Raw genomic sequence first — 26,716 nt, forward strand, 5'->3', positions numbered from 1 at the left:
TTATGCAAGCATATACAGCACGTGCGCATACCAATATTGCTCTGCTTAAATATTGGGGTAAGGCTAATGAACAACTCATTATTCCAACAACAAGTTCCATTTCATTGACCCTAGACGAATTTTATACAGATACAACGGTTGTCTTTGATCAGCATTTAAATGAAGATGCCGTTTTTTTGAATGATGCGCCTTTAACTGGTAAAGGGTACAAAAAAATTACGGACTTTTTGGACATTGTGCGCCAATTAGCAGGTATTTCGACTAAAGCCCATGTCCAATCAACGAATCACGTCCCAACGGCGGCTGGATTAGCTTCATCTGCCTCAGCCTTCTCTGCTTTAGCTGGCGCAGCAAGTAAAGCAGCCGGTTTGGATTTGTCTTTAGCTGATTTAAGTCGATTGGCACGTCGTGGTTCTGGTTCCGCTTCAAGATCAATTTATGGCGGATTTGTTGAATGGGAACGTGGCACAGATGATACGACATCAGTCGCCCATCCATTACAAGAAGTAGTTGATTGGGATATTCAATTGTTGACGGTTATTATTAATGACCAACCTAAAAAAGTAGATTCACGCGGGGGTATGCAACATGCCCTGCAGACCTCACCTTTCTACCAAAATTGGGTAGACGCAACCAATGCTGCTACAGTTGATATGAAAACGGCGATTGAAAATCATGATTTTCAAAAGATTGGTTCGCTTGCAGAACAAAATGCTTTACAAATGCATGCAACCAATATGACTGCAACACCCCCTTTTACCTATTTAACAGATAATTCTTGGGCAGTCATCCAACTAGCGGCACAGTTACGATCAAAGGGGATTGAAGTCTATGCAACAATGGACGCTGGTCCTAATGTTAAATTGATTTCACATATTTCAGATTATCATGAAATTGTATTAGCTTTACAAAGTGTATTGCCTGATGTTGAAACTGTTGCTGCAACACCAGGGCCTGGCCTAGTTGTCGTAGCAGGAGATGAAATATGATTACCAAAGCAAAAGCACCCGGGAAACTTTACTTAGCAGGTGAATACTCTGTTACTTTACCTGGTCATGCAAGTATTATTTTTGCAGTAGACCGTTATATGTTTGTGACCCTTTCAGACCTAGATGAGCGCGAAATTATATTAAAAAGTGATAAGTTAGCAACCTGCCGCGTTGCCTTAGATCAATTGACGCCAACTGATGACATTGTTCCAGAATGGCACTTGGCCTTAAGTACCTTACAAGTTTTACAGACCTGGTTAACAGAGCAAGGTCTCACCTTGGGTGGCTTGTCGATTGAATTCACGAGCGATTTGGACATTGATGGTAAAAAAATTGGTTTAGGCTCTTCAGCAGCTTTAGTTGTCGCTTTAATCAAAGCGGTTGCCAAGCATTTTGACCTTGAACTGTCTAAGCTAAACAGATTCAAATTAGGAGCCATCGCATTGACCCTCCTACCTAACTTTAAAAATGGTTCAATGGGTGATGTGGCTGCTGCTAGTTTTAACAATGTTATCTACTACCAACGTTTTGATAATGTTTGGCTACAGAGCCAATTAGATTCCTATCATGCTGGTAATTTATTAAATCTCTTGTCACTGGATTGGCCAAAGCTTGACATCCACACCATCGCTTTTCCTGAGGAATGGCAATTATTAGTTGGTTGGACGGGGCAACCAGCTGACACACAGCAACTTTTATTAGTGAATGCACGTGTCGCAAGAATCTATAAAGATCGACTGGGAAAAAAGACGACACCGCTCATTAAAATATTGGAAAAAAATATTCAAAATACGGATTATATTGGTTTCAAAACGAATCTTCGGTTAAATCAAAAAGCATTAATTGCATTTTCTGAGGCAATGCGCATTAATTATCTCACACCTAAATTGCATGAACTTGTAGCGGCAGCTTATCATCGTGGCATTGCTTCAAAAATTTCAGGTGCTGGTAATGGTGATAATGGCATTGCCATTGTGACGAATGCCGAGTCAGCTGCCAATCTAACTCAAAAATGGGAATCATTCGGTATAAAGCCCTTAAATCTACATATTGCCACTGATGAAATGGAGGATGCCTTATAATGGAATCAATTCATGCACAACGTAAAAATGAACATCTTTCTCTAGCTGAATTAAATTTCCGAAAAAACAATCCAGTTTCTTCGCTAGAGCAGATGCGGGTGATTCATCGTCCCCTTCCTGAAATTGCTCGTATAGATGTAGATTTATCAGTTCAAAATCCTGAATTTGCATGGCAATATCCTTTCTACATTGAAGCGATGACTGGTGGCAGTGAAAAAACTGGTGCAATTAATCAACAACTTGCACGTGCTGCAGCTGCGACAGGCATTGCTATGGCCGTTGGTTCACAAAGCATCGCGATTAAAGAACCTGAACAAATTCAAAGCTTTAGTGCCGTCCGTACAGAATATCCTGATGGTTTCTTAATTGCTAATATCGGTGCTGGTCACAATGCTGACCATGCACAACAAGCTGTTGACATGCTGCAAGCTAATGCCCTAGAAGTGCACGTCAATACCGTTCAAGAAACGGTTATGCCTGAAGGTGATGAGTCATTTTATTGGATAGAGAATATTAAAAATATTGTGTCAAAAGTAAATGTCCCTGTTATCGTTAAAGAAGTCGGCTTTGGCTTTGATGCACAAACTCTAAGCGAATTGGCACAAATGGGCGTACAATATGTCAATATTGGCGGTCGGTCAGGGACTAATTTTGCGGAAATCGAAGATCGTCGTGATCGCGAAAATCCCTACCAATATCAGTATTTATATGATTGGGGACAAACAACAGCAGAGTCCCTTTTAGAAGCCAAAATCACAGATAAGAAACCAACTATCTTTGCAACTGGTGGGATTCAAACCCCACTAGATATTCTGAAAGCACAGATTTTAGGTGCACAGACTGTTGGCATTGCTGGTCACTTTTTACATACACTATTAACAACTGGTGAGGATGGTTTGATTAACGAAATTAAACTATGGCAACGTCAATTGGTTGATTTATATGCACTTGTAGGTGCGCGTAATGCGACAGAGCTATCACAAGTTCCCTATGTACTGAATTCAGAATTAAAAAACTATTATGATCAACGTTCATAATTATTGAAGAGTTAGCGATTAGCTAGCTTTTTTATTTATAATCATATAAAAAAACCTTAATTTTTAGACGCAAAGGTAAATGAATAGTAAATATTATTGTTGTTTTCATACACTCCCCCCTTTTTGTAAGTGCATAAGATAAGATAATAAGTATGAGAAATGCTGTAACTGAGAGTATTCGTCAGCAGACTGACGAACAAATAATCGATGCGACGCTTACTTTGTTACAAAGTCAATCCTATGACCAACTGGCGGTGACCGAAATAACCCGCGAGGCAGGCGTGTCACGGATGGCTTTCTATCGCCATTTTGGTACAAAGGAAGCTGTCATTGATGCAATTGTCAACCAACTTACCCATGAGTTCAGAGTTGAAACAGAAGGAATGCCTTTAACAAGTCAAGCCATTGCACATTCATTTTTAGGTTTTATTAAAGCCAATGGTATGATTATCGCCGTACTTCTCAATGCTGGCCTACGTGAGCAATTTTACCCACCCCTTCGCGACATTCTTCAAACATTATATGTAGAACTTTTTACACAAGAATTTGAAAGCGAAGATGCCAATCATGTGTCAGGACTACAATCGATTGATTATGTCGCTGATTTTACCGCTTCTGGTATGTTAGCCTTGGCAATTCGTTGGATTGCCACTGGTATGCGTGAATCGATCGATGAAATGTCATTGATTGCTGAACAAATGACCGAAGCAAATCACTAAAAAAAGAAGGATGACATAAATGTCATCCTTCTTTTTTATACGCTCATTAAAGATTTTCTTTAAACCAAGCAGTTACATCATTAGGATTTAAACGTTGTCCGTTTCCAATATGTGCAACTTGTTCACCATTTTCAAATAATACGAATACCGGAATACCACGGAGATTATTTTCATTTGCAACTTCAAGATTTTCATCACGATCAGCATCAACCCATACGGCACCTTGCGCCTCAGCTAGATCTCGAAAACTACCTACAAAAGGTTTAATGACTTTACAATCACCACACCATGATGTTTGTAAAAATAAAATTGTCTTTGAATTGTCAGCGATTGCTGAACGAATTTCTTCATCCGTGTGTGCAGTTGGTTCATAAAATTCCATTTGAATCGTCCCCCTTTTATCGTTATCTATATTATACACTCTTACATTGTGTAAGTACAAATAAAAGAGCCATGGGAAAGCTGATATCTCAGTTTTCCCGCGGCCCTATTAATCACTATTTAGAATCTTTATGACTCTTTTTTTCTGCATTGCGAGCGCGATTAGCTTCACGCATTTCCGCCTCTGATTGTCCTTGTTCTTCTTGCTGTTCTTGGGCAGCAGCTTGGGCATTTTGCATAGCTTTAGCAAAAGCACCTTGTGGTTCTGGTGCAGAAGAAACTAAAGTACCAGCCAAAGCTTCATCAACAACATCCTTAACTTCAAATGAGTTAACCACACCGTTACGAATACGTGGACGCCACATTGTAATAATGATTTGTTGAATAATCATAACAATTGCACCAGCACTAAAGTAAAGCGCAATTCCACCGTTGGTAAACCATGTCATGAAGAGCATCATCAATGGCATGATATACATCATTGAACGCATTGTCTTCTTTTGTTCTTCTGGAATACCGATCATTGAAAGATATGATTGAAGGAAGTATACCAAAGCTGTGAAGATAGCTAGTAATGGGCTCTTATCAGCTAATGAAATCCCATAAAAACTAGCATGTGCTAATTCATCTGAATGTTGAATCGCTTGGTACAATCCAGCGAAGATTGGCCATTGAATCAAAATGATTGAAAAGTTCATTCCGCCAAACATTGAGACATTGTTTTCGCGGTAAATTGCCATCATTGCCTGTGAGGCTTTCATTTGTTCGTCTTGAGTCGTTGCATTCTTTTGTGCTTCTTGCACTTTTGTCAATTGTGGTTGCAATAGACGCATTTTTTCTTGTTGCACAGTCGCTGAATGTTGTTGCTTAACCATGAATGGCATCAAAACCAAGCGAACAAAAAAAGTCAACATGACAATTGACCAACCGACAGCATTAACGCCACCAATTGAATGTTGGGCCCATTTCATGAAATCAGTCAAAGGACCTTCTAGGAAATTAATGTTTCCAGTTACCATAAGTCCGATTAGGATAATCACAAGAATTGGGGTTAAGTGTTTAATTTTCATTTGGAATTTTTATCCTCACCTATTTTTTAATTTAACCTAACTATTATAGCATATTGCCTTTCATTATAAAATAATGCGAAATTTATTTATAAAAAAAGTATGTGCCTATGCAGTCACATACTTTTAATTATTAAAGCTTCCCGTATTTACGTTCAGCATTTTCATACAATAGCCATGCTAAGAATGCAAAGAAAATTGGACCGACAATTGTCCAAAAAGCGTTAGAAATGTCCCCACTCATAAGTAATGGGACAACCGTCATAATCATTGATGTTACAATTAATGCTTCAACCAAAATAACAACAAACCATGTCATTTTCATTGATTTAAAGAAGACAAAAGGATGTTTAACATCTGTCAATTTTTTAAAAATTGGGAATGCAGCGACTAAGAAGACATATGGTAGTGTTGATGAAACATTACCCATATTCGTCAAGATTTGGTATAACTCACTCGCGTTACTTCCACCAAATGAGATACCCAAAATGAATAGCACAACTAAGCCTGCTTGTAACCATACTGCTAATGTTGGGACCCCAGCCGTATTCAACTTAACAATTTTCTTAGGCCAAACTTCTTTTGGTGATCCTAGAATGAATGACTTTAATGGTGAATAAGTCAATACAAAGAATGAACCAACATAGGCCATAAACATTGATAATCCTGCAAAACGTGCAAACCATGCCCCAATTGTTAGAGCAGTTGCATGTGATAAGCCAAGCGCTGAACCAAACTCCACACCCAGATTGTTCATCAAGATATAGGTAACATTCCCAAGGTTAGCATCCTTCATATTAGCTAGTTCAGCCCAATTTGAAGTCGCACCCCAAAGTAGAATTGATAATGCATAACCAATCGTAATGACTAATGTCGCCGTAAAAACAGCTTTAGGATAAGTTCGCTCGGCATCATCAATGTCTTCCATCATGCCCCCAAGTTGTTCCATTCCGGCATATGCAAAAACGGCATATAAAGCAAATGAAATCAATTGCATTGGTGATTGGAAGGCAGGATTTTGAGGAACGATGAATGATTTTGCAACAACTGGTTCAGCAAATTGCCCGTGGTTTGCAACCAAGACGACAATTGAAGCAATTAGTAAAATAACATTCAATGCCATTACGAAAATTCCACCGATTGATGAAATCTTTGAAATTGATTGCACACCTTTGGTTACAAAGAAAGCCACGACGATAACAAAAACACTGGCTAAAATTCCAACCGTTTTTGTACTTGATAGCCCAAAAATTGACCAAGATTGCGTCACATCGTGTCCGGCAAACACTGTTGAAAATGGAATCCATACCTTTTGGGAAACTGAAATCATCCAGACAACCCAAGCTGCTAATCCGACAAAAGTAGCGATGAAGGCTGTTTTTTTGCCCAGTGCACCTTCCATCCAAGTATAAATTCCCCCACGAGAATCCTTATATGAAGAACCAAATTCTGCATACATCATTGAGGTTGGTAAAAAGAAGCACAATGCGCCTAATACATACCAGATAATTGCTGCATATCCTGTTTGCATATATGCAACAGGTCCATTAGCAAATCCAAAGATGGTTGAGAAAATCATCAGCACTAACGCTGATAGACCAATCTTCTTTTTATTCATTTGTTACGACTCCAATCAAAAAAGTTAATAAATATACAAATTTCAGTTTACACGCTTCATTTGATTGAAACAATTAAAAGGTCAAGACCCTCATGAACCCTTTAAGCGTTTGCCATAATCTCATGCTCTTGTTATGAATTAAATTTATTCATAATGGCACCAATATCCTTTAGTAGTAAGGTTTGTGTGCCATCTGGATTGTTAACGAACTCCACTTTGTTCTTATCTTGATATACATCCATTGGGATTGTAATTTCAATCCCTGAATCAAGCTTAAAACGTTGCGTCTGATACTTTTTTTCATACTTGGCAGCATTTGGAATCTCAATTGAGTCTTCCAAATTTTGTTCTTTTGCAACTTCTTGATAAGCTGTCTTGGCAGTCATATTCCCTTCAAAGACTGCATCACCAATATCAGAAATATTGATTGATCCTTCATTATCCTGTAGATTTTTAAAAATGGCACTCTGAGCTGATGACAAAGCCTCATGTTCGGGAACATCAAATTTTTCAGCAACATGTTTGACTGTATTCTTAATACTCTTCAAATTATCTTTGGCTGAAGTTTCTGGATTAATCTCCAAAAATTGTTGTGAAAAATAATTAACACGATGTCCATCAATCAAATATTGTTTTTCAACTAGTTGAAAAGCCCCTGTCATTAAGTTAATCAAAATACCTTCCTGCGCCGTTTGCGTGGGATCAGGTAAAATAGCTTTGTTCAAGACTAATTTATTAACTAAATCATCGCCTTCATAATCAATCGTGTGCGTATGATGGGGTACTAAATTTAACTTCAGCAATGCAAAAAAATCATCGGTTCCAGCTGAATATTCGACACAAACCATGTCGCCGGCCGGTATTTGTTCACTTGGCGCAATAATACTGAATAACTTATCAGCCAATGTCGTTGTCTTTTCAACAAAACTAGCCGGATTATCATCACTAATCATCTGGGCAATATAATCTGAATCTTGCAATTGACCAGGTTTATAGTCGCCATTTTCAAATTTAACAAGGATCCCTTCTAAATATTCATGAACTTGAATATTCGAAATATCCATTTCGTTTTGAGAAGCGATTAAATTACCGGCATCCTTATCCAAAATGTGTAAAATTGCGTGTTTTATTATCACGATTATCACTCCCTATTTTTAAATATAAAAACGTTAATACGGATCCATGTGGATATGTATTAACGTTTCTAAGCTAATGCTCTTTTTTTTCTGGTTGAATTGGTAGTGTAATTCTAAACACAGAGCCTTGTCCTAAGGCAGACTCCAATGTGATTTGACCACCATAACCTTCAACTAATTTTTCAGCGATACTCAAACCAAGTCCATTTCCACCTTGTTTTCGTGAACGAGCCTTATCTACACGATAGAAACGATCAAAAACATGCTGTGCATCTTCAGAACTAATACCTTCTCCAAAGTCCTGAACAGCAATTTCAAGGCTTTCACCCGAACGTGAAGCTGCAAAATGGATTTCTTTACGGTCTTGACTATATTTAATCCCATTATCTGTTAAGACAATCAAAATTTGTTCAAAATGATCACGGTTCATATTTAACCAAGTTTCAGATTTCAACGTATCATCTAGGACAAAAGTAAAATCAGGATAAATCAGTTTGTAATTATTATACACACTGTTTATCACTTCTTTTGCATCCGTATGCCCGTCTTTAAAAGTTAATTCAACTTGATCAGCTCGTGTTAAATCAAGCATCTCCTGGACAAGTCCTTCCATTCGTTGCATTTCTTTCAAAGAAGCCTGAATTGATTCGTCGAGAATTTTAGGATCCTCTTTTCCCCAACGATTAAGTAACTCCATATGCCCTTTAACAATGGCCACAGGTGTTCTTAATTCATGAGAGACATCTTCAACGAAGCGCTGTTGTTGCGTAATGAAACGCTGCATCTTGTCTAACATGCCATTTAAGACATCTGCCAATTCTGACAATTCATCGGGTCGCTTAGTCCGTAATTCGACTCGTTCAGGCAAGCTTGGATCTTCTTTAATTCGATCAGCTACTTTGGTCATATCTTCAATTGGTTGCAAGAGATACCCTGTTAGCCAGTAGACCCATAGACCTAGTAACATCAAGCCAAGCATTAATGATACCGCAATAATTGAATATATCTGCGTAAAGGTCTTATGGTAAGACGTTAATCTATTCTCAATTGCTAAATAACCAATCTTATCACCATTCTGGTTGACCAATGGCTGGCGCCCAATCATCTCAATATTACGTACTGACCCCTCAACAAGTGTCGTGGGTTCATTAACCTTCTTAAAAGGTATGTTAGCTCGCTTATCAGGATAAATTTGCACACCATCGTTATCATACAGAAGTAATTCAAAGTCAGCACGGCCCAATTCATTAATAATAGGATCATTAAGGACGGAACCAAAATCAAATTCATTTGGCGCTAGTACACTATTAATGTCTGTTGAATTCAATTGGCGATCAGACTCATGTTCCAATCGCTTGGCGACCGTAAACATTGATTGCGTCACATTATCCCGTTCTGCATTTAACATACGATTAGAAAAAGCTTGCACTAAGAACCATGCAAAAATAGAAAAGATTAAAAAGACACCAACTAGCGAGCCAATGGTCCACTTCCATTTCAATGATACTGGTTTTGGACCAGCATTTTTTTTATTAGCGGATGCTTTATCCATTTACGGCCTCCTATATGGGACTACTGACGCATAACGTAACCAGTTCCACGTACCGTTTGGATATATGAAGCTCGTGAATCAGGTTGGTCAATCTTATTACGTAGGTAACGAATGTAGACATCAACAACGTTTGTTTCAATATCAGCATCGTAGCCCCAAACCTTCTTCAACAATTCTTCACGTGATTGCACAACATTGATGTTTTCCATCAAGATAAGAAGCAATTCATATTCACGTTTTGTTAAGTTGATAATTTCATTGCCACGACGAGCGATGCGGTTTTCTTTTTCAACTGTTAAGTCACGATAACGCACAACACTTTGATGTGAACTGTGTTCTTCTGTTTCAATATTAATTCGACGCAATAATGAGCGTACGCGAGCCAATAATTCTTCAATTGCAAATGGCTTTACAACGTAATCATCCGCCCCATAATCAAGACCAGATACACGGTCAATCACAGAATCACGTGCAGTCATCATAATGATTGGCGTATTTTTAGTTTCACGTAAACGACGAGCAACTTCTAGTCCACTCAATTCAGGTAACATTAAATCAAGCAGAATTAAATCGTAATCCTTATTCATGGCTTCATCTAATCCGTCGCGACCATTGTCAGCGACATGGGTGTCGTAGCCTTCATGTTGTAACTCAAGTTCAACAAAACGGGCCAAATTTTCTTCGTCTTCAACGATAAGGATATTGCTCATTTCACATACCTAACTTTCTTCTTTATTATTTAAATCACTTTAAACGTTTTTTGATATATTCCTGTAATATCTTAAATAGTAACACATTTCTCTCATTTTTCCTACGATTTCCCTGTTATTTAGGCATTTAACCTGTGCTTATTTCCCGGAATTTCGGTTTTGCTGATGAAAGATAAGTAAAGTAAATGGCAAAACTAAAACCACACCGAGTATTGAATACATCAATGACAACACTGCTGATGTGAATAATTTCGTATTAAATATCTCAGCAAAACTGTAGTTCAGACGTGTAAATAGTAAGGATAAACTCAAAAAATCTGCTAAGTAACCAAACAAAACAGTGTTAACAGCTGTCCCAACAATTTCACGACCTAAGCCTTGACCTGCGTGAATAATCTGAGACAAATTGGCATCCGGTTGATCTTGTTTTAATTCATTTAACCCAGCCGCGATGGCAACTGCAGCTTCAGCAATCGCCCCCAGCGTTGCTAATAAGGCTGCACAAATGCCAAGCGTGGCAAACGGCACATTGATCCCTAATGACAAGCCCTCAAGTGCTTCACTATTTTCAACAGAGAAGCCTGCTGATAGTGACAGATACTCTGTTGGGACGATTACGAGTAATAATAAAATCATCACGATAAAACTGACCGTCAAAGCTAAGCTTGTTGTATTTTCATTAGACCCCGTGCTAATGATGGTAATGGTCAATATAATGCCACCACCAATCATTAAGACCCAAAAAGGATTAAAAGAAAAGCTGATTAAAGTAATGATACAAGCTAAGACAAAAAAGTTAATCCATAGACTAACAAAAGCGCCCAGCCCTTTTCCACCACCAATTAAGACCATTAAGACAAATAAAATCAGTGCTAATGCGATGGTAACTGTCATAGCTGGCCTCCTTTATTTTGTAGAGAGCGGAACGTCATAAGCTTAAAACACATCAAGCCAATGGGTACTGTCAAAACAATCCCAATCGCACTAATTAACGTTTGTAGCATACCAATCGATAAATTCGTCATATACGTAAATGACCAGGAATTACCATTTCTCAAATACAAAACTGCCATTGGCAATTGTTCAGCAATGAAAATAAGAAACAAGACATTGTTAAGTGCGCCAAAAATTTCACCACCAATATTTCGTCCTGCTTTAATTAATTCTTTACTTGAAATATTTGGACGTTCGCGTTGCATCGAAAATAATGTTGCCGTCATATCAGTTGCTTCATCCATCACGGCGCCTAATACACCGACCAAGGTCATCGCCATAAACAAGGTACTTGGATTGTCGGTGACAAATTCCATATGTTCATAGTAGACACCTTGATTATGTAACAACATAAACACAATTTTACTAATCAAGAGTGTCACCGCACTTGTCAGTAAGACCGTCATTACAATTGTCCATGTCTGTCTTGATTTAAACCCCATCAATAAACCTAAGGTAAACAAAGTCGTTAAAATGGCAAAAGGAATAAAGACCACGAATAAATTACTATGCGGGATTGCGATGTTAAGGAAGATAAAACAAATAAATAAGGCCACATTCAGTCCTAAAGTGAGTAGCATGATTCGGCCATGACGACCCATTAAAATCGTCATCACCCCTAATACCAATACCATAAATGGTACCCATAATAAATCGTGACGGACATTTTTTACGGACCAATTCATATTTGAATCGTGGGTTAAGAACACTTGTTGTCCCTGCTTTAATTTAACGTTTAAAGCACCTGACTCATCATAATCATTGGTTAATCGGATCGTCTTACCTCGATCATTCGTATTCAATAATTTTGTCTCTATTGTTTGTTTGTATGTCTCAACGCGATTACCGTAAGGGTCAGATTGTTGTCCAGTCGTATCCGTTTGAACTGATGTAATTTTAGCAATTGGATCATGATACAATTGCGCATTTGTCGCAAAAAAACATGCCGTTACTGCCACTAGCGCAATTAAGGCTAGCCAAGAACGCCATGTTTTTTTGAAATAATTTAATATCATTTGCATTAGTGCACCCGTTTATTTTCACCAAACATGGCTACTTCTTCAGAAAGGAAACGAATTCTTTGCATTAACCGTTCTGCTTTAAGAGGTTCATTTCCATCTTTTGTATGGGTCAAGTGTTCCTTTTCAAGCTGATTCATTGAAAAATTAGATGTAAAGAAAGTTGATAATTCATTTTGCATACGATATTCCAAAATCGCGCTTAAAATATCATCTCGTAGCCATGAGGTTAATGATTCCGCACCAATATCATCTAAAACCAAAATTGAGGCTTTTTGAACCACTTCTAATCGTTTTTGATTGTCAATTGTCGGATTACTGATACCGTTTCGCAGTTCAATTGCAAAACTTGGAAAGTGAACTAATGTCACTGGTTGCCCGATATCAGCAAATGAATTGGCCATAGCTCCCATGAGATGTGTTTTACCAACACCATATGGTCCATGAATATATAAACCACGATGATATTCTTGCGGATTTGCTTGATAATTTGAGATAAAATCAATCACTTTACCAATCACATGGCTTTGATCAGAAGATGGATTGGCAAAATCGCTCAACGTCGCCCGACTAATTAACTTTGGCATTTGAACTGCATGCACCAACTCTTGTTGTTCACGTTGTTGCTGCGCCCGGATTGTCGATTGGCTTGGTTGATATAACACGGTTATTTTTCCATCAATAAAGTCTAAAACAGGTTCATACCCGGTATGCACCGATTCATTTTCTGGCTTACGCTTTTGTGTATAGAATTCATATAAAGTTGCAAAATCCCGAAGGACGATATCATTTGTCAATTCATTTTGGTGGGCATTAAAGAACTGGTTAATTTCTTGATCAGATAACACCGTTTTTTGAATATCAGCGTAACGCGTATTCATATTGTTTTCTCGCATGCTTTTTTTCAATGCTTGACCAACATCAAGTGGTTGATTTTCAAAATCTGGCATCGTTGTTAGTCCTCCTGCTTTGTTTTTTGCGCTGATAGAAATGCATCTAACTTACGCTTTGCTTCAGCTTGTTCAGTCGAGCTTGCAGCAGCTTGTTCCCGTTGCTTTTCCCAATCAGGACGGGTCTCATTTTTAAGTGAACGATTATTATTATATCGTCGATTGTTATTACCCGTTTGTTGTGACTGATTTTTTTGACGCGCCTGAAGATACTTTAAAGCTCCTTCGGCTGTTTTAATCCCCGCTTGCGTCCAATCGTTCACAATTGTTTGCATGAGATTACGACTAATGGACGTTCTTTTTTGCCCAACTGTCAATTCATACAATAAAACATTAATGACTTCATTAGGGAGACGATTTAATTGAGCAATATCTTGTAATGTTTTCAATTCAGAATCAGTTACAAAGCCCCCTTTTTCTTGGCGTAAAGCCTTCAAATACGTAACTGGAGCAAGCGTTTTAACTTGCTGTAAGAATTGTTCCGTTGCGTTTTTAGGCTTTGACTGACTTGGTTGTTCGCTAACCTCGCCATTCGTTGTAGGCGTTACTTGACTAGCATCTTGACGTTGTGTTTCAAGCGTTTGCTTACTTAAGCTTCTGCGAATACCCGCCATATCAATCGTATTATCTTTGGTTAAGTTCTGTTGAATAAGTCGGACTAATGCAACATCATCTAAACCATATAGCTCTTTTTCAATCACTAAAGCTGCTTCGTTTTCCTTTAATGTTCGTGTTGAAACATTGAACGAACGTAACATATTGGCCATCAGGTCAATATCCAGATGCTTTTTCTCGGATGTATTTTGTTTTTCAATAGGTTGCGATACAGTTTTTTCAACTGGCGCTTTGATTCGCTTAAATCGCTCCATGCCAACTAAATCAAAGAAAGAAGCTGTCACATTTTTTCCTTCAATCTTAGGCGTAACCGGAATTGTGTCAGCCACAAGCTTTTGTAAAGTATCTTCACCTAGATAATGTGCTAACAAACTCGCCAGTGTATCATCAGCCAAAAAGGCACGTGTTGACATTGGCTCTAGCACTTCATAAACCCACTGTGTACCTGTCGTTAAATCTTGTCGATAAGTTCGTAAGAGTCCCATTCCTTCTAAACGCGCACGCGCATCTAAAAATGAATGATGGGTTAACCCGGCTTGATCTAGTAGCTCTGTATGCGTAAATGCACGATTCTTATCATGCGGATAACATGCAAGTGTCATATACAGTGTGAAAGCTTCATGACCAATAATAGGTAAATAAACCTGCGTTAAAGATCGAATATTGGGTAATGTTAATTCCGTTTGTGACACAACATGATAGCGTTGTGCTAAAGCAAATTCACTCATAGTCGACCTCCTTTTATATGGACTAAGATTTAATGGCCTCCAATAATTCATCTACTTGCGCATATGTATGCTCCAAGGTAGATGAATTATCAATTAAAAAGTCAGCCATTGCTTGTTTTTTAGCCAATGGCATTTGTGCATGGATTCTATGCCAAGCTTCAGGCTCATCCAACTGATTCCGGTTCATTAATCGTTTCAATTGGGTCTTTTCGTCAATTGTGACTAAAGCAACACCGTCATATGCCATCCCTTGGTTACTTTCAAATAGCAATGGAATATCTAATACCACCAAGGGCACTCCTTGACTCTCAAGTTCAGCTAATTGACGTTCAAATTCAGCATATACGCGTGGATGTGTGATTTGATTTAACTTCTCACGAGCATCGTTGTCATTGAAAACAAGCGCACCTAATTTTTTACGATTTAATTGACCATCAAAACTGACCATCCCCGGTCCAAACGCCCTGACAATCTCTTTTAAAGCTGGCTGTCCATCCGCCGTGATTTGATAAGCAATTAAATCGGCATCAATCACAGGTAAACCCTTTTCTTCTTGTAAATACTTTGAAACCGTTGATTTTCCAGTTGCAATCCCACCTGTTAATCCTAACTTATACATGACTTAATCCCTTTCTACTTGGCAATGTGGACAAAATGTTGTTCCGCGTTGTGCTACTTTAATTTTCTCGAGTGCTGTCCCACAACGTAAACATGGTTCTCCGGCACGTCCATAAACCTCTAATTCATTCTGAAATTCGCCAGCCTCACCAAACACATTTGTAAAACTATGTACGGTTGTGCCGTGATGTTCAATTGAACGTGTCATTTCCGCAATGATTTTATTCCTTAAGGTATGAATTTCATCATCAGTCAGGGCATTAACGTGCGTCTTAGGATGAATCTTGCTCTGCCATAACGTTTCATCGGCATAAATATTTCCGATACCGGCAATATGGCTTTGATCTAGTAAAAACGGCTTGATACGCGCGTTTGATTTATTAAAAATGCGCTTCATATACGCAAAGTCCAAAGCATCTTCCGTTGGTTCTGGGCCAAGGGTTGAAAGGCCTGGAACCTGGTCCAGTTGCGTGTTGGGAACAACCGTCATCCGGCCAAACTTACGTGTATCGCGGTAAAACAAATCCACGGCATCGTCAAGGTGAAAAGTGACAAGATCGTGCTTCCCTGGCTCAGTCCCGCGTGGCACGGTATAATACGACCCTTCCATGCGTAAATGCGATACCATCGTTAGCTCACCTGAAAAGCGGAAAAGGAGATACTTTCCACGCCGATCAATACGTTCAATCTTGCGCCCTGCTAATTCAGCGTCGAATTCCTCAGGTGTTAAATTACTGACGGTCTTTGGCCAACGAACCTCCGTTGATTCTATGACATGACCTTTCACAAGACGTGTTAACCCACGTCTAACAGTTTCGACTTCGGGTAGTTCGGGCATTAGGTTCTCCTTTCTTTGATATATCAACGTTTTATTGTTAATAGGCTAACTTTTAGGCTAACCATCCAACTATGTATTTTTGTTACGTCCTTTATGATTTATTTCTTCATAATTATACTACATGTTTTTAATCTATGTTGGTAAGTTTGTCGAGTGTTCTGAATTCACTCATCTTATCAGTAACTACTGTTAATTCTTTTCAAGTAACGTGTGTATTCTTCAGACAGCAAAAACTACATGTGTGTTTGAGTCAAGTCTACTGTTCCATGAATATTTATTTTAAACTTAGTTGAAAATTTAAGCAGATAATTGCCATTTCTAGAATATTTATATAAAATTAGTTAGTGGAATACATACGTGCAAAACCGAACTACGTTAAAAGCTGTAGGAGTTAGGAAAATGGCAAAAGGCGCACGCACTGAAAAAGTAGACAGAGGATCTGAACATATCGTCCTCCCAATAATTGCTTTAGTTTTTGGGGTTATTGGATTGGTAATTTCTTGGGTACCTATCATCAATAATGCAGCATTCTTTTTTGGGTTAATTGGTCTTATTTTGGGAATAATTTCATTAATCGTTAATAGAAAGAATGTAAAAACAATTTCTATTATTGGAACAGTAATTGCTACTGCAGGTATGGCAATTGTACTGTTCACGCAATATCACTATTCAAATGCGCTAGATAAAGCGACATCTGAATTAAGTTCTGCAGTCAATACAGATGATGATTCTGATTCATCGGCAACTGATAAGTCTAAGAGCGATGATTCTAGTTCAAGTAAACCTATGCCAACTGGAGAAGATACTACCCTTTCTTCAGGTAATTGGGAGGTCGGCAAGGATATTAAACCAGGTATCTATGTTTTAACTGCCCCATCTGGTTCAGGAAACGTTGATTCTGACCCAAAGAATTATGAAAATCCTTCAATAAATATTATTTTAGGTTCTGGCGAAGAGGATCACGAAACAACAAAATATCGTGCATATCTAAATGATGGCGACCAAATTAATATTTCTGGCTTAGATACTGTAAACTTTGAAACAGATAAGCCTCTAAATAATACAAGTAATGACCAATATATCAGTGGTCAATATAAAGTTGGAACAGATATCAAACCTGGGCGATATAAAATCAGTGCTGTATCAGGATCAGGAAATTTGATAACTGACGGTAGTGTTAATGAGATTCTTTCTACAGAGCCCGACGATGGTGAAGTAGCATCTACCACTGTTAATCTTAAGAATGGTGAAGTGTTGAACTCAGATGTGCAAATGATTCAACTAGAAGAACAGTAGACTCATATTTTTACAATCCAACATAATTCATAGAAACACGTCACCTTACTAGGTGGCATACATATTTAAAAAGTGAAAACGTTAAAAGGACAATCTCGCTTCTGTTTTATTTGAAGAAATTATGTGAGCAAGGTAGCCCAGCACCAATAAAAACTGTCCAGAAACATCTTAGATATTCAAGTATTGAAATGACTTTAAGAATTTATACTCAAATTTTGAACATGGAAAATAGTATGGCCGAGGAATTTAAATAAGAATATACCATTTACCTTAAGTGCAAAATCTCGTGGTAAACTTATTGCTAAACTCACCTAAAAAACAATTAAAAAAGACTGGAAGCACCCTACGTCAGGTGTTTCCAGTCTTTTTTCTTTAAGGAATCTAAAAACGCCTTTCTTTCGCCTGGCGTCTGTTTAATCTAATAATTCAAGTTCATCTGGATTAACCTCGGTTTGATAGATCATCCACTCTCTACCATCATCGGCATCAATATCTATACTTGCAATTTCCGGATCATTATCAGCCGGATTAGTATAATTTACCATTACTCCAATAATTTCTCGATTATCGTCAAAAGCTTTAAGTTTTAGTCGAGGTGATTTACGCCTATGATCTAACATATCAGCCCATATTGGTATTAAATCATCAAACTTAATTATTTTACTCATTATCTGTAAACCTCAACGTGTCCGCTCTTTCTTTTTTGTAGAGTAATGTATCTTCATGCCTGTTGCTGGCTTTTCAATTCCTGTCCCTTCTTCTATTATAACGCCATGGACAGGCACATTCAAAATAGATTCAACGTTAGCTAACCTTTTTGTGGATTCACGCAACTTACCTGTACCAGCATACTTATAAAGTAGCTCCTGTATATCCATTACTAACTTATCAGTTGGCCAAGGGTAATTTCTGCATGTCTTGAACGACGTAGCTTATACGTGATGCCAAAGCACCCGACAGTAGTTGCTGAAACGGAGTGACCAATGTCAGCAGAGAACCGTAGCATCACAATTCGGTCATCATCTGGCAACTCGTCTACTCTTTGGATTGATTTAAACAAATCCATGTTATAGACATTGGTGCCTAGGCCAACAACCTCACCTAAATATAAATACCTATAGTAGTCATAGTCATTAGCTTTAAGGCTCTTAGGCGTTGTTGCTGTGCAACAGTAAAGCCCATTTCATCATCTAAGTATGTTGAGTGGTCCACTAGGTATTCAGAATCCTTTTTCTTACTATCCACCCACTCATTAATCCAATCATATGGATTCTTAGGCGGATTGTATGAACAGAAGATTTTTACATCATCAACACACTCTGACTTGTTACGTATAAATATTGGGTTTGATTGGTCGAATACTTCAGAAGACTTCATGTTAGCCGCTTCTTCATACCACAGTCCAATAACATCAGTCGTCTTATCAGACTTAAGCTTATCGGGGTCATCAGCACCATAAAACAGAAAAGATGACCCAGTTTGCTTATGTGTAATTCTCATAGGACTCACATAGCTATCAAATTCATCTACTAAGTTCATCTGTGTTAAAGCCCAGTTAATCTGTTTATACACTAACGTACGCAAATTAGTCTTGTTTTCACGTACACAGACTACATTCGCCGTATGTCCTTGAATAATCTCCTGATACATCATCATACATAGCTTAAATGCAACAACAGATGAATTAAACGAACCACGGCCACCTTTAAGAATGATGTTTGATTTCTTCGTGTTCCAAACCTTATAAAAATGTGGATTGATATTCTTAGATAGAACAAACGGTTTATCATTCATCATTCAAATCTCCTAATTCACTAATATCATCAACGATAACAGCCCTAGTTGACGTGTTATCACCCATCGACTGCGTATATTCAATCAATTGTTTACGGGCTTTATCTCGATCATGTAACTCAATATGTGGGCCATCTTTCCCAATGCTAATGTTCTTAATTAGGCTTGTGTCTATCTTGTCTTTGTCTTTAAATTGCATCCAAGACTTATGATATTTAATAGGTTCATCATTTGTATCTAGATATGCATCACCATCTGAATCTGTCGCCAACTCATCGTACTGACCAAACTCCACAAAGTCTCCAATGTCAGCTCTTGCTTCCGTAGCTAAGTCTTCCATAAAGTCAAACATACCGACTGATAGTTCTTTAAACTTGGCTTTACTCAACTCTGAAATGGCAGATTGAACGTTAGCATTTGTTAGCATGCTTGAACCATTTACTTTAGCAACTGAATAGCTAACATCATAGACATTTATGTAAGCTTGGGTTGCATTAGCCAGTCGCACATACTCTATTGCAAAGGCTTTTTGATTATCTTTTAATTCACTCTCAGCTAAATCTTCAATCGCTTTTTGTGTCACATATGACGTTGCAACGTTTTTATGTTGCGTTGCACTTTTGTTGCAACGCTTTCTGGTGGCGTATTATCAGTAATAGATTCATCGTCCCACTTATAGCGAGACTTCCAAGAACGAATAGTAGATTCTGACTTACCAGTCTTATTTGCAATGTCCTTAATCTTCATTCCTGCTAAGTAGTCTTGCTTAGCTTCTTCTTTAATATTCATTACATACACTCACCTCCTCTAATAAGTAGCCACTTGAGTCTTCAACTTAGACTTGTGTGGCTTCTGTTTTTTCTTATGTATTCCCTTTGTCTGCTTATGCTTTTTCTGCTTGTTATCAATTGTTCCAATAATCTGAACTTCTAGTCTGCGTTGCATTGTCACATCTGTTCACCTCCTAATTTTGTGTACAAAAAAAAAGCAACCAACTTAATGATTACTCTTTTAAAATCAATCAAGGTCTTCACTTGAAATTCCGCTTTGGAGCATTTTTCGGTACACTACTTTAGCTCTTTGAATTCTAAAATCCATATAATGATCTTCAAAATTTGCTTCATCATTTGCAAACAATCTTTGCAACTTTGGAATTATATATGCATATACAAAAATCTGTTTTTTAATATACTCTTTTGTTCTTTCGTCTAAGTTATAATCATCTTGCATGTCCATATATGTAATATTGCTTGGAATTACTGTTTTAGACGAGTCTATGACGGTCGTAAGATCATTATCAAATTTAAACTGAATTTCATATAAGGTACCCGTGTTGTCCTTTTCTAAAATTTTTAATCCCACTGTTTTAATTTTTTCATCTGTCGCAACATGCAAGTCAATCGCAGCCATCTGACCGATATCTTCACTTCTACCAGTTATTTTACTGTCATCTTCAATATTACCGATGTTACCTACAAATGCAGTCATGAACGGAATTTCAAAATAACTATCTAATTTTTTTGAATCTGAATATTTCCAATAAATCCAGCTGAACAAACGTAAATCTTTAATAGGATGTGTCTGAACGAAATTATCCCCTATTAAATTTTCATTTATTCTCTCCAGAGTCTTGTAATTTTGAGTCCATACGGTGTAGTAAAATCTATTTTCCATTTTAAAAAAAACTACTTGTATATATTCTTTCTTAACATTTTTATCATGGCTTAAAAGATCTGTCCGCTTATTTTTCCAAACATTCCTTGATGGCTTAGGTACAACTGCAGTTGCCAGAAGTACCTCCACTTGTAATTCTCCCTCATCAACTGTATTAATAATCTGCTTGAACATTACAGTATCTTCTTGCCATTCAGATTCCATTCTCAACCTGGGATCTTCTGGGCTAAGATTAATTCTTTTGAGTGAACGCTGATCTGCAGGTACATATTCAATTTTTTTATTTATTAAAATTTTATCCTTAATTTTCTCAAAAGAGTCTATCTCTGTACTTAATCCAAAATATGATATTGCCGCATTATTTTTCATCTAGTCTCCCCTTCTAAAACAAAGATACCATCAACACGCACCAACCCTCTAAGCAAAAAAGAAGGCAGTAAACTCCACTTAGGCTCTATTTTTAAAACCAGTTCATACGGGTTGCTTTGCAATCCCATCACACAAAAAATACTTGTGGTAATTTTTTTATCTCTTGAAGAATCCTTCAACGCGTCAAATGGCGAAATTTCAATCTTATCTCTTTCTTGGGTAACTTGATACATATTTGTAAGATTCTTCATGTACGCTGTATCCGTCAAATTAAACGTCATTGATGGTTCACTCTTAACAATTAATGATGCTTTACAATATGTCAATAATTTCATTTTCCATTTTTGAAGACCTATTATGTGCATCGTTCCTTCCAGAAAAAAGCCTTCATCAAAAGCTTCATTACTTAAAAATATAATGTCGTTTTTTGATGTATCACTATTATCTAATTCATAATTATTGGGATTCTCTATAATTTTATAATTCATATTGACTTGAATTCTTTTTACAAATGTTCTCCAAAACCAGACTAGGACTTTCCAAATTATAAAAGGACACATTCCTAGTAAAAACATAATACACGAGTTACCAAGACCATAAAAAAATTTCCCCGTGTTTTTATCAAACGAGTCATATATAAATTCTTTAACAAAGGCTTGAAGATAAACAGTATAAAAAGAAGTAAAAATTAAACTTATAAACCCTTTTATAAACTTGTCAAATTCCTCTTTAATATAATTAGGCATCAGTTATCACGCTATTCATAATTTTTAAGACATCAATTAAATTATTTTCATTAGTGTAAATACATTTTAAAATTCCAAGTCTAGTTAAACTGAAACTATAGGTCTTCGTTATGAGGTATATATTTTCGATGTTTTGTTCGTCTTTAAAATTCAATAACGGAAGATTCTCGGTTCCATCTATAATATATTTCAACTCTTCATTTATAACATCTTCATACACTTCATCACCATTTGTGGTCTCAATGGTGATTTTTCTTATATCACCATGTTTTAGAGCTAATTCAATGACTTGCTTAAAGTCGCATGTATCTAAAATAAAGGGGTGAGCATTTGTAGATTCAAACAAATTCCGGAATTTACCATTCACTTGTATCGCTTTATAGTATGCAGTAGAATCGTAAGGAACAGTCATTACATTCTCAAATTTTAGTATGTAATCTTGTTGTTTTGCTAAATCTACTTTACTGTTAACAATTAATAGCTTAGCTAGATAAGTCTTCATATCAGCTTCCCCCTTTCTTTATTACTACATTCTACCTAATACATATTTAAATGTCCAAATTCACACAGTGGAATATGGGGAATTTTTTCTAAGAGGGAAACAATTAATGCTCCCAATAGGATTTGAACCTACGACCCTACTGCTCTACCAACTGAGTTATAGTAACATGCAATATGTGAAATTATTTTAACTCATCGTTCTTTACCCCAGTCACTGCTTCCATGCCTTCAGTCGTTACTACCAGCTGCCTACCAAACTTACACACAGAACCTTCCGGGAACTTTTGTGGATATTTCTTTAACATCTGTCGTACATAGTCATCGGCTTTCCCCCATAATTTGGTGGCTTCCTTTGATGACATTATGTTTTCCACATTCAAGTCAATCATAGCTAACTTACATATTTTCATTAATAAAATGTAGAACAACTCCTAATAAAATCATTCCAATACTTGTAACAAGATACCACTTAATTTTTATATTTTTTTTAGACATATTAGTTATGATCATGGAAAAACTTAGATACATCAGTGAAAGAGTACTTCTCCCCTTATCTAATTATGTATTCTTTTTCCTTGATTGTTTCTCCTTTCAACATTTATTTTATATCATATTTTTTCTTTCCAATTGATACCGCGCATGAAAGCGAAATGTTCTTGGATCATCTAAATTCTGCTGTATCAAGAAATAGTCAGTAATATGAATACTACGCTTCAATCGCTTGTTTCCAAGCTGCATAATGTTTGCAATATCATGATAAGGTACTTTCGAACTGTTATGACCATAAATCATAAAATCAATATCACTGCTATATGTTTGCTTATTTTTTGCAAAACTTCCAAATAGCGCAACTTGTTGTAAATTGAATTCAGAGGCCATTTCTTCTGAAAATGCTTTAATCTCTTCTTGCGTTGGTGTTGTTACCAGTGATTTAACAGCCTCTGTATAGCTTTGCACCAATTCAGGCGTAAGTGTCATCCGAGCGGACTCTAACCTACTGACTTCACCGCTAGACATCCCCATAATATCAGCTATTTGATTGGTTGTAATTTGGCTGTCTATCCGCACATCCCACATTACTCCCATTTCAACTTTTAGTTCAGTTTCTTTACTAGCAAATTGTCCAATATCAAAGTTCATATCTCTTACCCCGAGCCTTTTATATACATCAATTACCTGCTAATAAATATTGATCGCAGATGATTTTTCCAAGGCAAGTATTTTTACTTTTTTAATGAATGGCACAACTAACGCAATTATTTGAAGGATAAGCGTTATCGTTAATAACTTTTCTGTTCGGCTAAATTTTTCCATGTTTACTCCTATTTTAAAATACAACAAAAAGAATCCCATTGTAGCAATTTACTTTCCAAACAAGTTTTCTTGTTATATGTCAGCCTTTTCCCTTTTTAATGAATATCCTTACTTTATAGTTCACTTTAACTTATTTTTCGTGCCAATTATTTGGATCAATTATATTAAATTTAACTAATCCATTATAAAAACTTTCTCTCAACTCAATTGTTTTAATAATATGGGTGCCATTTTTTGTGTAATCTACAGTTTTCACCATTTTTTCTTTAGACATATTAGGTTCGTTAAAAATGAAGATGCACAGAATTTAAAACTAAGCTGTGTTATTACCACGTTACATGATATTCATATGGGTACTATTGTGCGCTTTTATCAACTTTAACCGCAATTCTTATACCATTAATGAACTTCATTTCCCTTTCTAGTTTATTTTTTGTCGTTATTCAATTTTTTAAGTTCAGCCCATCTAAAATTGCTTGTGTCTGTTAATTTTCTAACACCACTTTACCCAGTAACGAATTTGATAATTAACAGAACAAATGCGGTAACGAACAACACACTTACTACCTGATTAACTAACTTCAACTTTTCATCTCTTGTCATAATCCCTCACTTGTTAAGTAATAAAATTACACGAAAACTGGCCAGCATGTAGTCTTTCATCTGAAACTCTTCCGTAATCATTGAGCTTCCAACCACTTCCCTAAGTATATTTATATTGTACTACTTTTAGCAGTCACTAAGTATTCATATTCAACGTTAACTAATATACTTCTTTTTTCCAAAAAGTTAAATTCGCTACAATTGTTACGCCTCTCACATTTACACTTTTTATACTTTTGTCACAAACTCCCACATTTTTTTGCCAGATTTTCATTAATCCTCGTCCATAATATTTAAATTTGAACAGTATTCAACATTTTTTTAAATAAACTTAGCATGTCACATCGCTTTATATACGCTTATTTTATCTGGCGTTTCTAAAACGGATATATTGTCACCTCTTTTCTGTAGTTGATTTTGATAAAATAAAACCGATTTAAAATTTATCAAATTCACAAAAAGCCACCACTGCGTGGCCACAGAAATTAGGTGCAATAAACTGATTCACATTAAAAGCTGTAGGAGTATTGTGTTATGGACAACAATAAAGATATCATTCAAAACGATACACAGAATGGGATAACTGTATATCCAGTAGATGATAATGCTACTAATGATGTTTATACTGAGCAGTCAGTTCCACACCAAGTAAAAGGATGGAATTGGGGTGCATTCATGTATCATATATTCTGGGGAATTGGAAACAATAGTTATCTTCCCCTCCTATGTTTTATTCCAATTTTTAATATTATTTGGATATTTGTTTGTGGCGCCAAAGGAAATGAATGGGCATGGAAAAAAGGAGACTATAAAGATGTTGAGACATTTATAGCCGTCCAAAAAACTTGGAATCGTGCTGGTATCGCTCAGTTCATTTTCTTGGTAATATCTCTTATTCTTTATTTCCTGTTTTTATTCATTCTTATGATAATCGTCGCAAGTATGTATTAATTTAAATTCGATATGAGGTAAATGTATGCATGGTGAAAAGACGTCAGTACCTGAAGAAATAAAAGGATGGAATTGGGGTGCTTTTAGTTTTAATATCATTTGGGGCATTGCTAATAAATCTTATTTACCATTACTCGCACTGATTCCAATTTTTAATATTATCTGGGTATTTGTTTGTGGCTTTAGAGGCAGTGAATGGGCGTGGAAAAAAGGTGGATTTCAAAATAATGCAACTGACATTGACCGATTCCAGCTTATTCAAAAAACTTGGAAACGTTCAGGGTTTTGGTTTTTACTTATTAATTTGATTGGAATTGTCCTTATTAGTGGGACCCTTGTAATAACACGACAACACGGTATCACGCCTACAAAAGTAGAAAAAGTAAAAATTGATCCAGTATTAAGTAAAAATAATGACAGTTCCACATACACAGAAGTTGTTTCTATTTTAGGAGAACCTGAAAAAACATTTCACCCTTCGCAACACGACATTACTTCTCTTAAAAATTTGGATACACCTGCCTCTTACACCGCCATTTGGGGTAACTCGAATAATCATGTCATAATGAATTTTACTGGGTTTGATTATACGATTGAAAACTCAAAAGTTACCGGTATAAATGCTGTATTTAGAAATGGTAAAGTTATACAAAAAGGCGACTTTTCTAATTAAAATAATTGCCACCCATTGGTGGCATACATAAATAAAGATTTTATCCTTAAAACTATGGCACCATTGTAGAAAGCCATCTCCAATAAGCTTATGGCAATTCAACGATTATTTTGGATGTTGCACCTATAAAAAAATGACTCCTTGAGAATCAACTCGTTTAATTTTGCCTATGACAGCAATTAAACGAGTTGGTTTCAATGAATCATTATTGTCAGCTTAAATTAAATCAATCTCAAATTTCATATTTTGAGCTCAAGCACCTTTTATGTTTATACAACAATTGTAATGCTTGAATTAATAATCACCATAATCAAGATCCTTCAATAAATTAATGAATATAGACAGTAATAACGGTTACCAATCCAAAAATAACCCCAGGCACATTTGAAATGATAATGGGCCAATCCTTGTAGGTCTTTAACCAACCATATGAAGTCCAAAGACAAGCATTAATTGTTGCAACAAGTGGTTGGATAACAGAAACGGGTTCTCCATTGAAGTTACTCATAATTTGTGGGATGTATGAAACATACATTGAAATACATGTTAACATCGCCAACTTACTAAGTAATTTTAGGTGCTTAACACGTTTAGGATCAACCGCCTCGGCTCCTTCAGGATATTTATCCGTATCTACTCTCATCATGTTTACCTCTTTTTTCTTAATTTTGAAATTATTATACATAAATTAAAACTAAATAAACAAAAGAAATTAGAATTTTCGACGACATTTACTTACCATG

At 36.5% G+C, this 26,716-nt stretch carries 31 protein-coding genes; 7 read left to right on the forward strand and 24 right to left on the reverse strand.

The window, feature by feature from the left end; all coding sequences use genetic code 11:
• Positions 1-2 precede the first annotated feature (2 nt).
• The 4 genes from mvaD to IV67_RS05720 all read left to right on the forward strand — a co-directional run bounded on the left by mvaD (position 3) and on the right by IV67_RS05720 (position 3,827).
• Positions 3-989, forward strand: coding sequence for a diphosphomevalonate decarboxylase (mvaD, locus tag IV67_RS05705; RefSeq protein ID WP_057787989.1), 987 nt, complete (start codon positions 3-5; stop codon positions 987-989).
• The gene (locus IV67_RS05710; protein WP_057787991.1) at positions 986-2,071 is read left to right on the forward strand and encodes a phosphomevalonate kinase; all 1,086 of its coding nucleotides are present in this window, start codon (positions 986-988) and stop codon (positions 2,069-2,071) included. Before mvaD ends, IV67_RS05710 begins: the two co-directional genes overlap by 4 nt.
• The gene (gene fni / locus IV67_RS05715; protein WP_057787993.1) at positions 2,071-3,108 is read left to right on the forward strand and encodes a type 2 isopentenyl-diphosphate Delta-isomerase; all 1,038 of its coding nucleotides are present in this window, start codon (positions 2,071-2,073) and stop codon (positions 3,106-3,108) included. The genes IV67_RS05710 and fni overlap by 1 nt, the downstream gene beginning before the upstream one ends.
• A 152-nt stretch (positions 3,109-3,260) precedes the next feature.
• Complete coding sequence (locus IV67_RS05720) at positions 3,261-3,827, forward strand: TetR/AcrR family transcriptional regulator (RefSeq protein WP_057787995.1); 567 nt, start codon at positions 3,261-3,263, stop codon at positions 3,825-3,827.
• Between the two features lie 46 nt (positions 3,828-3,873).
• Here the strand turns inward: IV67_RS05720 and IV67_RS05725 are convergent, their stop codons facing one another.
• The 12 genes from IV67_RS05725 to mutM all read right to left on the reverse strand — a co-directional run bounded on the left by IV67_RS05725 (position 3,874) and on the right by mutM (position 16,052).
• The gene (locus IV67_RS05725) at positions 3,874-4,209 is read right to left on the reverse strand and encodes a thioredoxin family protein (RefSeq protein ID WP_057787997.1); all 336 of its coding nucleotides are present in this window, start codon (positions 4,207-4,209) and stop codon (positions 3,874-3,876) included.
• Between the two features lie 115 nt (positions 4,210-4,324).
• Positions 4,325-5,278 (reverse strand): membrane protein insertase YidC, encoded by a 954-nt coding sequence (gene yidC, locus IV67_RS05730; protein ID WP_057787999.1) that lies wholly within the window; start codon positions 5,276-5,278, stop codon positions 4,325-4,327.
• Between the two features lie 130 nt (positions 5,279-5,408).
• Positions 5,409-6,893 (reverse strand): glutamate/gamma-aminobutyrate family transporter YjeM, encoded by a 1,485-nt coding sequence (yjeM, locus tag IV67_RS05735; RefSeq protein ID WP_057788001.1) that lies wholly within the window; start codon positions 6,891-6,893, stop codon positions 5,409-5,411.
• Positions 6,894-7,024: 131 nt separating this feature from the next.
• The gene (locus tag IV67_RS05740) at positions 7,025-8,029 is read right to left on the reverse strand and encodes a nucleoid-associated protein (RefSeq protein ID WP_057788003.1); all 1,005 of its coding nucleotides are present in this window, start codon (positions 8,027-8,029) and stop codon (positions 7,025-7,027) included.
• 73 nt (positions 8,030-8,102) lie between these two features.
• A complete protein-coding gene (locus IV67_RS05745; protein WP_057788005.1) occupies positions 8,103-9,581 on the reverse strand; it encodes a HAMP domain-containing sensor histidine kinase in 1,479 nt (492 codons plus the stop codon).
• Between the two features lie 20 nt (positions 9,582-9,601).
• Positions 9,602-10,291 (reverse strand): response regulator transcription factor, encoded by a 690-nt coding sequence (locus IV67_RS05750; protein WP_057788007.1) that lies wholly within the window; start codon positions 10,289-10,291, stop codon positions 9,602-9,604.
• Positions 10,292-10,429: 138 nt separating this feature from the next.
• The gene (locus tag IV67_RS05755; RefSeq protein WP_057788009.1) at positions 10,430-11,185 is read right to left on the reverse strand and encodes a YibE/F family protein; all 756 of its coding nucleotides are present in this window, start codon (positions 11,183-11,185) and stop codon (positions 10,430-10,432) included.
• Complete coding sequence (locus tag IV67_RS05760; protein ID WP_057788011.1) at positions 11,182-12,306, reverse strand: YibE/F family protein; 1,125 nt, start codon at positions 12,304-12,306, stop codon at positions 11,182-11,184. The genes IV67_RS05755 and IV67_RS05760 overlap by 4 nt, the downstream gene beginning before the upstream one ends.
• The gene (gene dnaI, locus IV67_RS05765; RefSeq protein WP_057788013.1) at positions 12,306-13,253 is read right to left on the reverse strand and encodes a primosomal protein DnaI; all 948 of its coding nucleotides are present in this window, start codon (positions 13,251-13,253) and stop codon (positions 12,306-12,308) included. The genes IV67_RS05760 and dnaI overlap by 1 nt, the downstream gene beginning before the upstream one ends.
• 5 nt (positions 13,254-13,258) lie before the next feature.
• On the reverse strand, positions 13,259-14,596 hold the full coding sequence (locus tag IV67_RS05770; protein WP_057788015.1) for a DnaD domain protein: 1,338 nt from the start codon (positions 14,594-14,596) through the stop codon (positions 13,259-13,261).
• Positions 14,597-14,618: 22 nt separating this feature from the next.
• A complete protein-coding gene (gene coaE / locus IV67_RS05775; RefSeq protein ID WP_057788017.1) occupies positions 14,619-15,215 on the reverse strand; it encodes a dephospho-CoA kinase in 597 nt (198 codons plus the stop codon).
• A 3-nt stretch (positions 15,216-15,218) separates the two neighbouring features.
• Complete coding sequence (gene mutM, locus IV67_RS05780) at positions 15,219-16,052, reverse strand: bifunctional DNA-formamidopyrimidine glycosylase/DNA-(apurinic or apyrimidinic site) lyase (protein WP_057788019.1); 834 nt, start codon at positions 16,050-16,052, stop codon at positions 15,219-15,221.
• 399 nt (positions 16,053-16,451) lie between these two features.
• Here mutM and IV67_RS05785 point away from each other — a divergent pair, with 399 nt between their 5' ends.
• The gene (locus IV67_RS05785; RefSeq protein ID WP_057788021.1) at positions 16,452-17,348 is read left to right on the forward strand and encodes a hypothetical protein; all 897 of its coding nucleotides are present in this window, start codon (positions 16,452-16,454) and stop codon (positions 17,346-17,348) included.
• Positions 17,349-17,761: 413 nt separating this feature from the next.
• On the opposite strand, the gene IV67_RS05790 is transcribed toward IV67_RS05785, so the two are convergent.
• From IV67_RS05790 to IV67_RS09515, 11 genes are all read right to left on the reverse strand, one after another.
• Positions 17,762-18,016 carry a hypothetical protein gene (locus IV67_RS05790; RefSeq protein ID WP_057788023.1) on the reverse strand — a complete coding sequence of 85 codons (255 nt, stop codon included), beginning with the start codon at positions 18,014-18,016 and terminating at the stop codon, positions 17,762-17,764.
• Positions 18,017-18,449: 433 nt separating this feature from the next.
• The gene (locus IV67_RS05800; RefSeq protein ID WP_057788027.1) at positions 18,450-19,145 is read right to left on the reverse strand and encodes a phage terminase large subunit; all 696 of its coding nucleotides are present in this window, start codon (positions 19,143-19,145) and stop codon (positions 18,450-18,452) included.
• Positions 19,135-19,725 (reverse strand): terminase small subunit, encoded by a 591-nt coding sequence (locus tag IV67_RS05805; RefSeq protein WP_236698257.1) that lies wholly within the window; start codon positions 19,723-19,725, stop codon positions 19,135-19,137. Before IV67_RS05805 ends, IV67_RS05800 begins: the two co-directional genes overlap by 11 nt.
• A complete protein-coding gene (locus tag IV67_RS09510; protein WP_236698258.1) occupies positions 19,722-19,931 on the reverse strand; it encodes a terminase gpP N-terminus-related DNA-binding protein in 210 nt (69 codons plus the stop codon). The genes IV67_RS05805 and IV67_RS09510 overlap by 4 nt, the downstream gene beginning before the upstream one ends.
• An 18-nt stretch (positions 19,932-19,949) precedes the next feature.
• Positions 19,950-20,093 carry a hypothetical protein gene (locus tag IV67_RS09285; RefSeq protein ID WP_157050295.1) on the reverse strand — a complete coding sequence of 48 codons (144 nt, stop codon included), beginning with the start codon at positions 20,091-20,093 and terminating at the stop codon, positions 19,950-19,952.
• Between the two features lie 66 nt (positions 20,094-20,159).
• Complete coding sequence (locus tag IV67_RS05810) at positions 20,160-21,185, reverse strand: hypothetical protein (protein WP_057788028.1); 1,026 nt, start codon at positions 21,183-21,185, stop codon at positions 20,160-20,162.
• Positions 21,182-21,931 carry a hypothetical protein gene (locus IV67_RS05815; protein ID WP_057788030.1) on the reverse strand — a complete coding sequence of 250 codons (750 nt, stop codon included), beginning with the start codon at positions 21,929-21,931 and terminating at the stop codon, positions 21,182-21,184. Before IV67_RS05815 ends, IV67_RS05810 begins: the two co-directional genes overlap by 4 nt.
• Complete coding sequence (locus IV67_RS05820; protein WP_057788033.1) at positions 21,924-22,433, reverse strand: hypothetical protein; 510 nt, start codon at positions 22,431-22,433, stop codon at positions 21,924-21,926. Before IV67_RS05820 ends, IV67_RS05815 begins: the two co-directional genes overlap by 8 nt.
• Before the next feature lie 181 nt (positions 22,434-22,614).
• On the reverse strand, positions 22,615-22,821 hold the full coding sequence (locus IV67_RS05830) for a helix-turn-helix domain-containing protein (RefSeq protein WP_057788261.1): 207 nt from the start codon (positions 22,819-22,821) through the stop codon (positions 22,615-22,617).
• Positions 22,822-23,035: 214 nt separating this feature from the next.
• Positions 23,036-23,572 carry a nucleotidyltransferase domain-containing protein gene (locus tag IV67_RS05835; protein ID WP_057788034.1) on the reverse strand — a complete coding sequence of 179 codons (537 nt, stop codon included), beginning with the start codon at positions 23,570-23,572 and terminating at the stop codon, positions 23,036-23,038.
• A 304-nt stretch (positions 23,573-23,876) separates the two neighbouring features.
• On the reverse strand, positions 23,877-24,020 hold the full coding sequence (locus tag IV67_RS09515) for a hypothetical protein (RefSeq protein ID WP_157050296.1): 144 nt from the start codon (positions 24,018-24,020) through the stop codon (positions 23,877-23,879).
• An 863-nt stretch (positions 24,021-24,883) separates the two neighbouring features.
• On the opposite strand from IV67_RS09515, the gene IV67_RS05840 reads away from it, so the two are divergent.
• Positions 24,884-25,300 (forward strand): ribonuclease G, encoded by a 417-nt coding sequence (locus IV67_RS05840; protein ID WP_337250198.1) that lies wholly within the window; start codon positions 24,884-24,886, stop codon positions 25,298-25,300.
• A 25-nt stretch (positions 25,301-25,325) separates the two neighbouring features.
• Positions 25,326-25,973 carry a hypothetical protein gene (locus IV67_RS09590; RefSeq protein ID WP_201782732.1) on the forward strand — a complete coding sequence of 216 codons (648 nt, stop codon included), beginning with the start codon at positions 25,326-25,328 and terminating at the stop codon, positions 25,971-25,973.
• Positions 25,974-26,301: 328 nt separating this feature from the next.
• Here the strand turns inward: IV67_RS09590 and IV67_RS05850 are convergent, their stop codons facing one another.
• Positions 26,302-26,616 (reverse strand): SemiSWEET family transporter, encoded by a 315-nt coding sequence (locus tag IV67_RS05850; protein ID WP_057788265.1) that lies wholly within the window; start codon positions 26,614-26,616, stop codon positions 26,302-26,304.
• Between the last annotated feature and the right edge of the window lie 100 nt (positions 26,617-26,716).

Source organism: Weissella minor (genome assembly GCF_001437425.1).
GTDB lineage: Bacteria > Bacillota > Bacilli > Lactobacillales > Lactobacillaceae > Weissella > Weissella minor.

Bases quoted from the DNA above. Each gene is read 5' to 3' on its own strand.
- IV67_RS05770 (WP_057788015.1), bottom strand. From the start codon at position 14,596: ATGAGTGAATTTGCTTTAGCACAACGCTATCATGTTGTGTCACAAACG.
- IV67_RS09590 (WP_201782732.1), top strand. From the start codon at position 25,326: ATGCATGGTGAAAAGACGTCAGTACCTGAAGAAATAAAAGGATGGAAT.
- dnaI (WP_057788013.1), bottom strand. From the start codon at position 13,253: ATGCCAGATTTTGAAAATCAACCACTTGATGTTGGTCAAGCATTGAAA.
- mutM (WP_057788019.1), bottom strand. From the start codon at position 16,052: ATGCCCGAACTACCCGAAGTCGAAACTGTTAGACGTGGGTTAACACGT.
- IV67_RS05830 (WP_057788261.1), bottom strand. From the start codon at position 22,821: ATGATTGACTTGAATGTGGAAAACATAATGTCATCAAAGGAAGCCACC.
- fni (WP_057787993.1), top strand. From the start codon at position 2,071: ATGGAATCAATTCATGCACAACGTAAAAATGAACATCTTTCTCTAGCT.
- IV67_RS05800 (WP_057788027.1), bottom strand. From the start codon at position 19,145: ATGATGAATGATAAACCGTTTGTTCTATCTAAGAATATCAATCCACAT.
- yjeM (WP_057788001.1), bottom strand. From the start codon at position 6,893: ATGAATAAAAAGAAGATTGGTCTATCAGCGTTAGTGCTGATGATTTTC.
- IV67_RS05840 (WP_337250198.1), top strand. From the start codon at position 24,884: ATGGACAACAATAAAGATATCATTCAAAACGATACACAGAATGGGATA.
- IV67_RS05710 (WP_057787991.1), top strand. From the start codon at position 986: ATGATTACCAAAGCAAAAGCACCCGGGAAACTTTACTTAGCAGGTGAA.
- IV67_RS05810 (WP_057788028.1), bottom strand. From the start codon at position 21,185: ATGAAAAATAATGCGGCAATATCATATTTTGGATTAAGTACAGAGATA.
- IV67_RS05785 (WP_057788021.1), top strand. From the start codon at position 16,452: ATGGCAAAAGGCGCACGCACTGAAAAAGTAGACAGAGGATCTGAACAT.
- IV67_RS05745 (WP_057788005.1), bottom strand. From the start codon at position 9,581: ATGGATAAAGCATCCGCTAATAAAAAAAATGCTGGTCCAAAACCAGTA.
- IV67_RS05850 (WP_057788265.1), bottom strand. From the start codon at position 26,616: ATGAGAGTAGATACGGATAAATATCCTGAAGGAGCCGAGGCGGTTGAT.
- IV67_RS05815 (WP_057788030.1), bottom strand. From the start codon at position 21,931: ATGCCTAATTATATTAAAGAGGAATTTGACAAGTTTATAAAAGGGTTT.
- coaE (WP_057788017.1), bottom strand. From the start codon at position 15,215: ATGTATAAGTTAGGATTAACAGGTGGGATTGCAACTGGAAAATCAACG.
- IV67_RS05755 (WP_057788009.1), bottom strand. From the start codon at position 11,185: ATGACAGTTACCATCGCATTAGCACTGATTTTATTTGTCTTAATGGTC.
- yidC (WP_057787999.1), bottom strand. From the start codon at position 5,278: ATGAAAATTAAACACTTAACCCCAATTCTTGTGATTATCCTAATCGGA.
- IV67_RS09510 (WP_236698258.1), bottom strand. From the start codon at position 19,931: ATGAATATTAAAGAAGAAGCTAAGCAAGACTACTTAGCAGGAATGAAG.
- IV67_RS05725 (WP_057787997.1), bottom strand. From the start codon at position 4,209: ATGGAATTTTATGAACCAACTGCACACACGGATGAAGAAATTCGTTCA.
- IV67_RS05790 (WP_057788023.1), bottom strand. From the start codon at position 18,016: ATGAGTAAAATAATTAAGTTTGATGATTTAATACCAATATGGGCTGAT.
- IV67_RS05835 (WP_057788034.1), bottom strand. From the start codon at position 23,572: ATGAACTTTGATATTGGACAATTTGCTAGTAAAGAAACTGAACTAAAA.
- IV67_RS05720 (WP_057787995.1), top strand. From the start codon at position 3,261: ATGAGAAATGCTGTAACTGAGAGTATTCGTCAGCAGACTGACGAACAA.
- IV67_RS05820 (WP_057788033.1), bottom strand. From the start codon at position 22,433: ATGAAGACTTATCTAGCTAAGCTATTAATTGTTAACAGTAAAGTAGAT.
- IV67_RS09515 (WP_157050296.1), bottom strand. From the start codon at position 24,020: ATGTCTAAAGAAAAAATGGTGAAAACTGTAGATTACACAAAAAATGGC.
- IV67_RS05760 (WP_057788011.1), bottom strand. From the start codon at position 12,306: ATGCAAATGATATTAAATTATTTCAAAAAAACATGGCGTTCTTGGCTA.
- IV67_RS05750 (WP_057788007.1), bottom strand. From the start codon at position 10,291: ATGAGCAATATCCTTATCGTTGAAGACGAAGAAAATTTGGCCCGTTTT.
- mvaD (WP_057787989.1), top strand. From the start codon at position 3: ATGCAAGCATATACAGCACGTGCGCATACCAATATTGCTCTGCTTAAA.